The sequence below is a fragment of the Rhodoferax ferrireducens T118 genome (assembly GCF_000013605.1).
In the GTDB taxonomy this organism is placed as follows: Bacteria; Pseudomonadota; Gammaproteobacteria; order Burkholderiales; family Burkholderiaceae_C; genus Rhodoferax; species Rhodoferax ferrireducens.
In genome coordinates, this window is sequence record NC_007908.1 from 2,794,941 (window position 1) to 2,807,642 (window position 12,702).

Here is a 12,702-nt window from a genome sequence, read left to right on the forward strand (position 1 = left end):
TTGCAGATCAAGCGACCCTATCCATCAACACATCTCATTTTCAGGAAACCACCATGTCCAAGACCTTTCAAAACTCGCTCACCCTGGCTTCTCGCCTGTTGTTTGTCGTGTTCTTTCTGCCTGCGGGCTTTGGCAAACTCACCGGCTTTGCCGGCACCGTGGGCTACATCTCTTCGGTGGGCTTGCCACTCGCCACCCTGGGTGCCGTTCTGGCGCTGGCGGTTGAAATTCTGGGTAGCCTGGCACTTCTGGCGGGGCTCAAGACCCGGCTTGCGGCCCTGATCCTGGCGGGCTTCACGCTGGTGGCCAGCTTCTTCTTCCATGCCTACTGGGCAGTGCCTGCTGACCAGGCATTTGTCACACAATTGCTGTTCTTCAAGAATATTGCCGTGGTTGGCGGATTGCTGGCACTGGCGGCCAACGGCGCAGGCGCCTGGAGCCTGGATGCGCGCAACGAACGTTGATTCAAACTGAAAACAAAACACTGGAATCGCCATGACCTCCGCAGCCAAAGCCCCTGTTCTTTTCATCTCGCATGGGGCACCGACCTTTGCCCTTGAGCCTGGACTTCTTGGCCCCCGGCTGCGAACCCTGGGCCGGCAACTGCCTGAACTCAAGGCGGTGTTGGTGGTGTCACCCCACTGGCAAACAAAGAACGTGATGGTCATGAGCACCGCGTTGCCAGAGACGGTGCACGACTTTGGCGGTTTTCCGGCCAGCCTGTATGCACTGCAATATCGGGCTGCCGGTCAGCCAGAACTGGCCCAGGAGGCGGCCCGCCTGCTGAATGCGGCAGGTTTCGCTGCAAATTGCGACGACCGTCGCGGGCTCGATCACGGTGCCTGGGTTCCACTGCTCCACCTGCTGCCCGAGGCCAAGGTGCCGGTTTTTCAGGTCTCCATGCCTTTGGGCTTGACGACCCAGCAGGCGGTGAAGTTGGGCCAGGCTCTGGCACCGCTGCGCAAGCAGGGCGTACTCATTGTTGCCTCCGGCAGCATGACCCATAACCTGTACGACGTCCGTCAATCCGGCGCGCAGCCCGAAGCCTATGCCCAGGAATTTGCCACCTGGGTGCGGACCGCCGTGCTGGCCAAAGGGGTCAAACAGTTGCTTGACTACCGTGCTGAGGCACCCTACGCCGAACGGGCGCATCCAAGTGAAGAGCATTTTCTTCCGCTGCTGATCGCCATGGGGGCAGTCACCGAGGCGGATGAAGTGACGCTGCTCCAAGGGGGCATCACCAACGGCGTTTTGTCAATGGAATCCTACGCATGGGGGATTGAGTGATGAGTGCACACTTTGATTTGACGTTTTTATCGAAACAACCGCAGCCTGCGAACCCCAAAGCGCTGGTGGTGCTCTTGCATGGCGTGGGCGGCAGCGAGACCAATCTTGTCGATTTGGCCGCCACCATCAGCTCGGAAACGCTCGTCGTCATGCCGCGCGGCCCCATGACCTTGGGTGCGGGGCAGTATGGCTGGTTTCGGGTGAACTTCACCAGCACCGGTCCGCTTATCGTCGAGACCGAGGCCGAGCAAAGTCGCCAGACCTTGCTCCGATTTGTGGCGCAACTGCAGTCGGTCTACAGCATTGGACCGCGGAAAACGGTGATTGCCGGATTCAGCCAAGGTGGGATTTTGAGTGCCAGCGTTGCGCTGAGCGCGCCCGAGCTCGTTGCCGGATTTGGGGTCCTGTCGGGGCGTATCTTGCCTGAACTCGAATCGCATATGGCCGACAAGGCGCGGTTGAAAAACCTTCACGCATTCATTGGACATGGCGAGTACGATAGCAAGTTGCCCGTGATGTGGGCACAGCGCTCGGACCAACTTCTCAGTGACTTGGGCGTGGCGCACCTGACCCGTCTGTACCCAATTGACCATGGCATCAGCGCGGAAATGCGGGCAGACTTTTTATCCTGGTTGCAGAGCATCACTTCAGGGGTTTGATATGCATGACGCCATTCATCAGAGCTACGCAGCTGTTCGCAGGCAGGAGCCGCCAGTGACCCCGATGGTGCTTCTGCACATCGGCGAAGATCGGACCTGCGTCGCGGCAGGCAGGGGCGTCGAGCCCGACCAGGTGCTGATTCTGGAGATTGGGTCCACGCGGACGTCAAACGATTTTTTCAGACACAATCCGCCATCGCCGCTGGAGATCGAAAACGCCATCATGGTCGTTGAGGACGAAGTGACGCGTGCCCGTGAAATAACCGTCGGACCCGCATCACTTTATTCCACGGATGAACTGGTTTACGAGATAGCCAAGATGGCGGGCTGTTCGGAAGATTTGGCCGTCACACTGACGATTGAACAGCTTGAAAAGCTGTTTGACCAGCTTGCTGCCAGATCCGAAGGCCGGCCATCATCGCAAGTGGACATACCGGATGACCCGAAATTCGCTGCAACCCTGTTGATCCTGCGAGAGTTCATGCATCACCTGCAATTTGACGACATCAAATTCAGACGAAAGTCGGAGCCAACGGGGAACCCGGCCAACGATAGCCATCGACCCGTCTGATCCGCAACGTCAAATTTGCACCCGGGTCCCCAATTCGATCACGCAGTTGTTCGGCAGACGAAAGAAGTCCGCCACACTGCCTGCGTTGCGGGACATGATGGCAAACAGGGCTTCACGCCAGTGGGCCATGCCGGCGCCTTTGGTCGGCACCACAATTTCCCGACTGAGGAAATATGAAGTCTCAAACAGGTTGATGGACAAGCCTTGGGATTGACAGAGCTCCAGCGCCCGCGGAATATCCGGGGCGTTCTTGAAGCCGTAGTTCACCTGTACCTTCCAGAAACCGGGCACCAACGGCTTGACTTGAACGCGCTCGTCGAACGCAATCCATGGCACATCATGGAACACGACTGTGAGGATCACATTACGCTCGTGCAGCACCTGGTTGTGTTTCAGGTTGTGCATAAGGGCCTGCGGCACCGTGTCCGGGTTGGCAACCGTGTAGACGGCGGTCCGCGGGACCCGATGCACAACATCGGCGGACAAAGCCGTGATGAAGGGCAGCAGTTCGGGGTCATCGTGGCGGATGTTGTCAATCAACAGTTCGCGACCGCGCCGCCAGGTCGCCATGACCGTGAAAATGACCAGGCCCAGCACCAGCGGGAACCAGCCACCCTGAAAGAACTTGAGCGAGCAGGACACGACCAACAGCGTGTCGAGGGCCAAAAACACAGCGGTGGCCGCCAGCGCCACCGGCAAGGGGTAGCCCCAGCCATCGCGCACGACAAAAAAAGTCAACGCGGTGGTGATCAACATCGTCATGGTCACCGCGATGCCATAGGCCGACGCCAGCGCGGAAGAGCTGCCAAAGCCAACGACGGCCAGCAAAACCGAGATCAGCAGCAGCCAGTTCACCTCCGGCATGTAAATCTGCCCGATTTCCTTGGCCGAGGTGTATTGCACCTGCATGCGCGGCAGCAGCCCCAGCAGGACCGCTTGTTTGGTCATGGAATAGGCCCCTGAAATCACCGCCTGGGACGCGATGACGGTGGCCAGTGTGGCCAAAACGACCGCCGGCATGAGCCAGGCCTGGGGGAACAGGCGATAAAAGGGATTCGCCAGCGCCGACGGATCACGCATCAGCAGCGCGCCTTGCCCCATGTAATTGATGGCCAGGGCCGGCAACACCAGTCCCAGCCAGGCCAACTGGATCGGTCGTTTGCCAAAGTGCCCCATGTCGGCGTAGAGCGCCTCCACACCCGTGAACGCCAGCACGATGGCGCCCACCGCCACAAACATGTGCCAGCCCTGTGAGCGCAAAAATTCAAAGGCGTTCAAGGGGTTGAGCGCCGCCAGAATGGCCGGCTGCTGAATGATTTCTGCGACACCGGTGACGCTCAGTACGGCAAACCACAGCATGATGACCGGCCCGAACAGCTTGCCGACGAGGCTGGTGCCAAAACGCTGGACCGCAAACAGGCCGATGAGCACCGTCACTGAAATCGGCAGCACATAGGATTTGAAGGCCGGCGTCACCACCTCCAGACCTTCGACCGCGCTGAGCACGGAGATGGCCGGGGTGATCACGCTATCGCCATAAAACAGGGCGGCGCCAAACACGCCCATCAGCAGCAATACGGTGCGCCGCCGCGCCGTTTTGCCGGCCGCGTTGGCGGCAAGAGCGGTCAGCGCCATGATGCCGCCTTCGCCGCGGTTGTCGGCACGCAGGATCAGCAACACATATTTCAGCGTGACGACCATCATCAGGCCCCAGAAAATGACAGACACAGCGCCAATGAGGTGGACGCCGTCCAGCGGCACGCCGGTGGCAGGGCTGAAGACTTCCTTCATGGTGTACAGGGGACTGGTACCGATATCCCCGTACACCACCCCCATGGCGCCGAGAGTGAGCGCGGCCAGGCTTTCCCGATTCGAAGTTCTACTCATTGCAATCCATTGGCTGTAAACAGGGCGTCACTATCGCTACCGGCGCATCAGGAACGCATAAGGAAGGGTGCACTCAAACGGCTGCCAGGCGATAACCGACACCGGTCTCGGTCAGCAGATGGCGCGGCTCGGCCGGGTCGCGCTCGATCTTGGCCCGCAACTGGGCCATGTAGAGCCGCAAATAGTGCGTGTGCTCCGTGAACTCGGGGCCCCAGACATCGAGCAGCAACTGCCGGTGCGTCACCACGCGGCCCGCACTGCGCACCAAGCGCGCGAGCAGCTTGAACTCGGTCGGCGTGAGATGCAGCACCTCGCCGTTGCGCAGGACGCTGTGGGCCGCCAGATCAATGCGCAGATCGTCCAGCTCATGCACCGTGACCGCTGCGGCCAGCGCGGTGCCGCGGTGGCGCAGCGCCACCCGAATGCGGGCCAGCAGTTCGCCCACACTGAACGGTTTGGTCAGGTAATCGTCGGCACCGGCGTCAAGCAACTGGATTTTTTGCGCCTCCTGGTGGCGGGCGGACACCACAACGATGGGCAAGGAATGGCGCGTGCGCACCTCGCGCACCAGTTGCACGCCGTCGCCGTCGGGCAGTCCCAGATCCAGCACGATGACATCGGGCGGACTGTGGCGCAAGAGCGCGCTGGCCTCGCTCAGCGATACGGCGGTCTGTACCTCAAAGCCCTCCACCGACAAAGAGGACTGCATCAGCGCCCGTATTTCGCGGTCGTCTTCGACCACCAGCACCCGAAGTGTCATGGCAGCTCCTGGTTCAGCTCTTGGCCAGGTTGCTGGGCATCGAGCGGCAAGGCGAGCACAAAATTGCTGCCGCCGCCCCGGCGCGGGCGCAGCGTCAGACGCCCGCCATGCGCGAGCGCGATGGCCCGGCACAGGGCCAGGCCCAGACCGGCACCACGCTGGCCCGACTGGTCGCCGCGGGTATAGGCCTCGAAAATGACTTTTTGCTCGGCTTCAGGAATGCCGGGACCCCGATCCTTGACAGAAACGAGCAGTTCCTGGGCCTCAACGCTGACGCTCAGGTCAATCGCGCCGTCGCTGTATTGCAGCGCGTTGTCCAGCAAATTGCTGATCAACTGGGCAAGCAGTACCGGGTCTGCCTTCACCAGCGGCAAGTTTTCGGGCACATTGGACTTGATGCGGCGCTGGGAGTCACGCTGGCGCACCCGCGCCAGCACGGCACCCACGATTTCTTCCATCGATTCCCAATCCCGTTTGAGCGCCTGCGCCGCGCCTGTGAGCTGCACCAGCTGCAAGGTGTTCTCGGTCACAGTGGACAGGTAGGACGCCTCGCTGACAATGCTGCCGAGCAGGCGGTCCTGCTCCGGCTCGCTCAGTTTGTCGCGTTGGGTTTGCAAGGAAGACGCGGCACCCACGATGGCCGCCAGTGGTGTGCGCAGATCATGCGAGATCGCGGCTAAAAAAGTGCTTTGCAACTGCTGGCGTTGCGCTTCGCTTTGCGCTGCGAGCATCGATGCGGTCACACGCAGACGCCACAGCGCCTGCGCCAGCAGCGCACACAGCGCCTGAGCGTGCTCGCGGCCAGCCTCATCCGCTGCCAAAGCCGGGCGGACGCAGGCGGCGCCGGTCACATGACCGCGCTCGCCCAGAGGCAGGTACCAGGCCAGCAGCCCGGGCCAGCGCCCGGTGCCCGGCCCCAGCACCGCCTCCTCCTTCACGCAACAGCGCATGCCGTCACGCACGGCGGGGTCCAGGTCCGCGGCGAAATCGAGTTCACGCCCGTCCCGGGTCAGGGCCAGCGAACAAGGTCCGGCAAAGGCGGCGTCCAGCGCCTTGTGACCGAGGGCCTCAATATCAGCCGGCGAATTGACGTTGGACAGGTTGGTGGCCAGTGCCTGCAATTGCCGGGCGCGCCGCTCGTTCAGATGCGCCAGCTCGGTCTCGCGCCGCACGCCCTTCGCCAGGTGGCTGATCACCAGGGCCAGCACCAGCATCGTGCCCAGCGCAATGAAGTGTTCCTGGTTTTCGACCTCGAAGGTCCAGCGCGGCGGCACAAAAAAGAAGTTCAGTGCCGTGACCGCCGCCACGGCGCAGACGGCCGACTCAATCCAGTCCAGTTTGTAGGAGGCAATCACCACCGCCAGCACATAAATCATGGCCTGGCTGGTCAGCGACACATAGCGATCGAGCAGGAAGCTGCAAGCGGTGGCGGCCGTCAGCAAAAGCACGACGATGACCCAACCCCGGGCTGGCGGGCGGTTGGATGCAGATAACTCTGGAGAATTCATAATGAGGTCAGCGTACCACCTGCCGTGTCAGGATTGCATTAGGAAAGCGCCTGGCCATCGAATCCAGGTGTCACGCCGCTTCGCCCATCAAGTCACGGCGCTAACTCAACCATGCGATCCAACCCGAAGCAGCCACCCGGGAGGTGGGCCGGAGAAGGCAAGTGGCTGCGCCCGTCTTGCGCAAAAAACCCAAGCGCACCCATCGGGATTTGCGACTACCATTTCCCACCATGGAACACGCGCCCGCCTGGCTGATCAACAGCTTCATCTACCTCAGCGCCGCCGTCATTGCAGTCCCGCTCAGCAAAGCACTGGGGCTGGGCTCGATCATCGGCTACCTGGCCGCAGGCATTGCCATTGGCCCCTGGGGATTGGGGCTGGTGAATGACGTGCAGGAAATCCTGCACTTTGCCGAATTCGGCGTCGTGCTGATGCTGTTTCTGGTGGGGCTTGAACTCGAGCCCAAGCGCCTGTGGAGCCTGCGCCGGCCGATCTTTGGCTGGGGCAGTGCGCAGGTGATGGGGTGTGCCGTTGTACTGACCGCAGTCGCCATGGGATTTGGCGTGGACTGGCGTGTGGCACTGGTCGCCGGACTGGGGCTGGCGCTCTCCAGCACGGCCATTGCGCTGCAGGTGATGGGGGAGCGCAATTTGTTGCCCACCACCAGCGGGCAATCGTCGTTTGCGATTCTTCTGTTTCAGGATGTGGCGGCGATTCCTATCTTGGCCCTGCTGCCCTTGTTGGGCGCTTTTTCAGGACAAGACAGTTCTCTGGACACTGCCAGCAAAGCGCTTGAATCTCTCAAAATAATACCGGTCATTGCGGGCATTGTGCTCGGCGGACGCTTGGCTTTGCGCCCCGTATTTCGCTGGATTTCGCGCTCTAGGACACCCGAGATCTTCACTGCCGCAGCACTTTTGCTGGTGGTGGGCACTGCCGCTTTGATGCAACTGGTGGGCCTGTCGATGGCGCTCGGCGCTTTTCTGGCCGGTGTGCTGCTGGCCGAAAGCGAATACCGCCGCGAGCTGGAGACCGACATCGAACCGTTCAAAGGTTTGCTGCTCGGCTTGTTTTTCATTGCGGTGGGCATGAGCATCGACTTCGGCGTCCTGCGCGACTCGCCCGGGCTGATGGCGGCCGTGGTGGCCGGATTCTTGGCGGTCAAGGGTGTGGTCATTTATGCGCTTGCGCGGATGATGAAGCTGCCGTTTCAAGAGCAGCCGGTCTTCACGTTGCTGCTGGCGCAGGGAGGTGAATTTGCATTTGTGGTGTTTCAGGCTGCGGCCGGAGCCAACGTCTTTCCAGCGAAAACGGCTTCATTGCTGATCGGGGCGGTGGCGGTTTCCATGCTGGTCAGCCCGCTGATTCTGGTCGCCATTGACCGCCTGCTGTTGCCACGCTACGCCAATTGTGGTGTGACCACCATGGACGAGATTGCCGAGCCGCAAAGTGCCCCCATCATCATTGCCGGCTTTGGGCGCTACGGGCAAATTGTCTCGCGGGTGCTGCTGGCGCAGGGCATTGCCGCCACAGTGCTGGACCACGATGCCGAGATGATTGAAGTGGCGCGCAAATTCGGCTACCGCGTGTTTTACGGCGACGCGACGCGCCTGGACCTGCTGCGCACCGCAGGCGCGGGGACCGCCAGGATTCTGGTCGTGGCGGTGGACGACGTGGCGCAGTCGCTGGAGATTGTGGACCTGGCACAGGCTCACTTTGCGCAACTGGAGATCGTGGCCCGGGCACGCGATGTGACCCACTGGAACAAGCTGCGCGACCGCAAGGTGATGCTGGTGGAGCGGGAACTGTTTGAGTCCAGCTTGCGCAGTGCGCGCAGCGTGCTCGAACTATTGGGTTTCGAACCTCATGCAGCCCGCCTGAGCACCATGCGCTTTCGCCGGCACAACCTGGAATTGTTTGAGAAGCTGCACCCGCACTACCAGGACAGCGCCAAGCTGATTGCGGTCGTCAAGCAAGGGCGTCAGCAGCTGGAAGAGCAGATGGCGCAGGAGCGTGAAGCGCAACAGCGGCGCCGCACGCACGGGTGAGACAAGTATCCGATTCATGTCGCTAATCTGGAATCTCTGGCTCTACGAGATTCGCAAGCTGCTCAAGCGACTCCTGCCAGCCGAGATAGCACATTTCCAGCGGAATGGCTGCAGGCAGCCCTTCTTGCACCACGGTGAACTCAGTTCCGCACGACACCCGCGTCAAGGTCACGGTTGTCTGCATTTCTCCAGGCAAGCCCGGGTCGTCGAAACTGTCCGTGTAGCGAATTTTCTCGGATGGCACGAGTTCATGGTACTTGCCACCAAAGGAGTGACCATTGCCTGTCGTGAAGTTCGTGAACGACATCTTGTAGGTGCCGCCAACTTTGGCATCCATGTGATGAACCTTGCAAGTGAAACCATATGGTGGAAGCCATTTTGCCACTGCGTCAGCGTCAAGAAACGCGCGATAGACGCGCTCCGGACTGGTGCGGAGAATGCGGTGAAGTCGGATAGTGCCTGTGGGCATGATCAAATCCTCTCAAATTCTCGGTTGGGTAGACATTGGACTCTCGGCCTGGCCAGGGAGCCCTGGCGACTGGCCGTGTGCCGCCTGATGCAATATAAATCCCAGACCGCTGATTTTCAAGGCAAAGAAGCCCCGACCTTTGATCCTGCGCGTGCGGCAATTCAGCGTCCAGGCTGAATGACGGCTTTGGCCAGCGACATTCAGCGGAGGAAACTGACTGGTGGCGTAGAATTAATCACAGATGGATGAAGCCTCCTTTGAAGTAGGGGATAGGGCTCCTCAGCAGTCGCCGCTCGCTTTTTGTTGGAGTCGCGCCACATCAAACAAGACCAAGTCAGGTTACCCGTACCGCCCACTTGGGCTGGCATTGACCGCCCTAGGTTTTGTACTGTTCCCAAAGAGACAACGATAAAAAATGAGGGGACTCCAAATGCTGGTAACTTCGATCAAGCGCTGGCTGGCACCGCCCGTTTTTGAAGGCGCGGAGGAAAAGACGCGCCAGGCGAGTTTGATCAACATGGTCTGCATCACCTCCCTGGCATTTACGCTGGCAGTCATGGTGGGTGCTTTGATGGGCGGGAAAACCCCGGTCAGCACCCTGATCATCGACTTGGTGGCGTGCGCAGTGACCCTGCAGTTTCGCCACTGGCTGCGCAGCGGCAGGGTGGTGCTGGCGCGGTTCGGAATGGTCATCTTCGGCCTTGTCTTCATCACCGCGGTCACAGCCGACATAGGCACCATTCGCACGCCGACGGCCGCCATCTTGCTGTTTTGGGTGCTCATGACAGGCTTGATCTTTGACCGGCGCGGCATTGTGATCGGCACCATCGCCGCCTCGATGGCGGTGCTGGGCTTGATCGTGGCCGAGAATGCCGGGTGGCTGAGGCCGCCTTTTTACGACGTTGGCGTGACGCAGTGGGTCACCTTCACCGCCCTGTTCGGATTCACCAGCGGTCTCACTTATTACATCAACCAAGGTACAAAAAGCGCGCTGGCGCTTGCCAGGAAGGAAATCGAGCAACGCAAGCAGGCTGAACAGTCACTCAAAGCCGCCAATGAGGAACTGCATTTGCGTGTGTTTGAAGTGCAAAGACTGCAGGTCGAATTGCACGAACAGGCGATTCATGACCCGCTGACGGGTCTTTATAACCGCCGCTATCTGAGCGATGCGCTGGCGCGCGAAATCATACAAGCCAAGCGGGCGAACAGTAGCCTCACCTTTGTCATGGCAGACATCGATCATTTCAAGTTTGTCAACGACAGCTACGGGCATCTGGCCGGCGACGAAGTCCTGGTGCAGGTTGCCAGTCTCCTGAAAAAACATGCCCGCGGTTCCGACATTGCGTGCCGCTACGGTGGTGAAGAATTCCTGCTGGTGTTTCCCGGAACAAGCCTGGAACTTGCCCACAAGCGGGCAGAAGAAATCCAACAAAATTGTGCTGCGCTGAGCATCCAGCATGAAGGAAAAAATATTGCTGTGATGCTGTCATTTGGCGTGGCGGCCTACCCCGATCATGGGCAGCAATGGGAACAAATCATCGTCAAGGCCGACAAGGCTTTATACCAATCCAAATGCAACGGCCGCAATCAAGTCACCATATTCAGGGATGAGGAATTCCCCACTTGACGGAAAAGGGGAAGCTTGGTGTCAATTGACCACTTGCGAATGACCGCTGCCCAGCACAGCCGCCTCGCTACACTGCAAAGTCAATTCAAACTACTGCACTGGCCCACGTGACCTCAAAGTTTCTTTTTTATACTACATTTTTTATAGCTGCTTACGCCCTGTCTACGGCGGCTAGAGCCTTGAACGACTCCAAACCTGAAGCGATTGTCCTGGCCGCCGCGCCGACGTCAAAAATGGTCAAGACAGCGCACAAGACGAGGCCCGCGAAGCGCGCCATCCGTCACCGTCGCCTCGCCCGCCACCAGGCGGCCAGCAGGCAGCCCGCGCTGCCCGGACCCATCTACGCGCAGCGCACGGACGCCATGCTGGCCGCCGATGACATCGCAGCACGCCGCGACCTGCCGCCTGACTGGGTGCGCCAGGCCATCGGCCAGGCCCACTACTTGCCGCAAGTGGCCAGATTCATCCAGCCACCGCCGCCGGGTACACCCAAAAACTGGCAGGTTTACCGCAGCCGCTTCATCGACCCGGTGCGCATCAGGGCCGGGGTCCAGTTCTGGCAAGACAACCAGCAGATGCTGACGCGTGCGCAAGAGCAGACCGGTGTGCCCGCCGAGATCATCGTCGGCATCCTCGGGGTGGAGACCATCTATGGCCAGCAGATGGGCAGCTTTCGGGTCATCGACGCTTTGACGACACTGGCTTTTGATTTTCCCGCCAGCCATCCCCGCGCGGCGGCCCGCAGCGAGTTCTTCAAGGCCGAGCTGGAACAGTTCTTGAGCCTGACCCACCGCACCGGCATGGACCCTTTGATGCCCCTGGGCAGCTTTGCCGGGGCCATGGGCATGACGCAATTCATGCCGTCGAGCTGGGTGAAGTACGCGATTGACTTTGACGGCGACGACCGGGTGGACCTGTTCAACAGCGCGGCCGACGCGATTGGTTCGGTCGCCAACTATTTCAAGGCCTTCAACTGGCAAGCCGGCCTGCCGACCCATTACGCTGTGCGTTTTGACAGCGCCACTTTGAGCCTGCCGGCGCTGCTGGCACCCGACATCCTGCCCACCTTCAGCGTCGAAAGCTTTGTGGCCCACGGCGCCGTGCTTGAAGGCGCCGCATTGCAGCATCCGGGGAAGCTGGCACTGGTGGAGTTGCAAAATGGCGATGCGCCCCCCAGCTATGTGGCCGGCACCGAAAATTTCTATGCCATCACGCGCTACAACTGGAGCAGCTACTATGCCATGGCCGTGATTGAGCTGGGCCAGGAAGTGGCGCAAGAAATGGCACGCGCCCGCAATCCCTAGTTGACCCGCCCTGCCCCCCTGATTACCACCTGATTTTTACTTTATGGCCAAGAAACCTGACACCGCCTCCCGCATTGCCGACAACAAGAAGGCGGCCTACAACTATTTTTTTGAAGAACGTTTTGAAGCCGGCCTGGTGCTCGAAGGCTGGGAGGTCAAGTCGCTGCGCGAAGGCAAGGTCCAGATCACCGACGGTTACGTGGTCATTCGCAACGGTGAGTTGTTTGTCATCGGTCTGCAGATCAATCCGCTGGGCACCGCCTCGACCCATATCAGCCCCGACAAGCAGCGCACCAAGAAACTCCTGATGCACAAGGAAGAAATCAAGCGTTTGATTGGCAAGGTCGAGCAAAAAGGTTACACCCTGGTGCCGTTGAACCTGCATTGGAAAGCCGGCAAGATCAAATGCGAAATTGCGCTGGCCAAGGGCAAGGCCGAGCACGACAAGCGCGACACCATCAAGGACCGTGAAGGCAAACGTGAGGTGGAGCGGGCGATGAAGACCAATCACCGGTAAGTTTTTTTCCGGCGCAGGGAATAAAGGGGGTGCCATGGGTGTTTATCCCTGTGCAAACGCTTGTT

12 protein-coding genes are annotated in these 12,702 nt (G+C 60.2%); 8 read left to right on the forward strand and 4 right to left on the reverse strand.

Annotated elements, in window-relative coordinates:
* Positions 1-53: 53 nt before the first annotated feature.
* The 4 genes from RFER_RS12810 to RFER_RS12825 are packed head-to-tail and all read left to right on the forward strand — an operon-like array spanning position 54 to position 2,517.
* Positions 54-464, forward strand: coding sequence for a DoxX family protein (locus tag RFER_RS12810; RefSeq protein ID WP_011464820.1), 411 nt, complete (start codon positions 54-56; stop codon positions 462-464).
* Positions 465-495: 31 nt separating this feature from the next.
* A complete protein-coding gene (locus tag RFER_RS12815) occupies positions 496-1,287 on the forward strand; it encodes a DODA-type extradiol aromatic ring-opening family dioxygenase (protein ID WP_011464821.1) in 792 nt (263 codons plus the stop codon).
* Entirely contained in the window at positions 1,287-1,946 is a 660-nt protein-coding gene (locus RFER_RS12820; RefSeq protein ID WP_011464822.1) for an alpha/beta hydrolase, read from the forward strand. Before RFER_RS12815 ends, RFER_RS12820 begins: the two co-directional genes overlap by 1 nt.
* Position 1,947: 1 nt before the next feature.
* A complete protein-coding gene (locus tag RFER_RS12825) occupies positions 1,948-2,517 on the forward strand; it encodes a hypothetical protein (RefSeq protein ID WP_011464823.1) in 570 nt (189 codons plus the stop codon).
* A 9-nt stretch (positions 2,518-2,526) separates the two neighbouring features.
* Here the strand turns inward: RFER_RS12825 and RFER_RS12830 are convergent, their stop codons facing one another.
* The 3 genes from RFER_RS12830 to RFER_RS12840 all read right to left on the reverse strand — a co-directional run bounded on the left by RFER_RS12830 (position 2,527) and on the right by RFER_RS12840 (position 6,612).
* Positions 2,527-4,404, reverse strand: a complete 1,878-nt coding sequence (locus RFER_RS12830) for a potassium transporter Kup (RefSeq protein ID WP_011464824.1) — start codon at positions 4,402-4,404, stop codon at positions 2,527-2,529.
* 73 nt (positions 4,405-4,477) lie between these two features.
* Complete coding sequence (locus tag RFER_RS12835; RefSeq protein WP_011464825.1) at positions 4,478-5,164, reverse strand: response regulator; 687 nt, start codon at positions 5,162-5,164, stop codon at positions 4,478-4,480.
* Positions 5,161-6,612: a sensor histidine kinase gene (locus tag RFER_RS12840; RefSeq protein WP_244095722.1), complete on the reverse strand. Its 1,452-nt coding sequence runs from the start codon at positions 6,610-6,612 to the stop codon at positions 5,161-5,163. The genes RFER_RS12835 and RFER_RS12840 overlap by 4 nt, the downstream gene beginning before the upstream one ends.
* 290 nt (positions 6,613-6,902) lie before the next feature.
* On the opposite strand from RFER_RS12840, the gene kefC reads away from it, so the two are divergent.
* Positions 6,903-8,720 carry a glutathione-regulated potassium-efflux system protein KefC gene (gene kefC, locus RFER_RS12845; protein WP_011464827.1) on the forward strand — a complete coding sequence of 606 codons (1,818 nt, stop codon included), beginning with the start codon at positions 6,903-6,905 and terminating at the stop codon, positions 8,718-8,720.
* A gap of 22 nt (positions 8,721-8,742) precedes the next feature.
* Here kefC and RFER_RS12850 read toward each other — a convergent pair whose 3' ends face one another.
* A complete protein-coding gene (locus tag RFER_RS12850; RefSeq protein ID WP_011464828.1) occupies positions 8,743-9,189 on the reverse strand; it encodes an SRPBCC family protein in 447 nt (148 codons plus the stop codon).
* A gap of 430 nt (positions 9,190-9,619) precedes the next feature.
* Here RFER_RS12850 and RFER_RS23020 point away from each other — a divergent pair, with 430 nt between their 5' ends.
* From RFER_RS23020 to smpB, 3 genes are all read left to right on the forward strand, one after another.
* Positions 9,620-10,816 (forward strand): GGDEF domain-containing protein, encoded by a 1,197-nt coding sequence (locus RFER_RS23020; protein ID WP_011464829.1) that lies wholly within the window; start codon positions 9,620-9,622, stop codon positions 10,814-10,816.
* Positions 10,817-11,049: 233 nt separating this feature from the next.
* Positions 11,050-12,120 carry a lytic murein transglycosylase B gene (gene mltB / locus RFER_RS12860; RefSeq protein WP_011464830.1) on the forward strand — a complete coding sequence of 357 codons (1,071 nt, stop codon included), beginning with the start codon at positions 11,050-11,052 and terminating at the stop codon, positions 12,118-12,120.
* Positions 12,121-12,163: 43 nt separating this feature from the next.
* Complete coding sequence (gene smpB / locus RFER_RS12865) at positions 12,164-12,637, forward strand: SsrA-binding protein SmpB (RefSeq protein WP_011464831.1); 474 nt, start codon at positions 12,164-12,166, stop codon at positions 12,635-12,637.
* Positions 12,638-12,702: the final 65 nt, after the last annotated feature.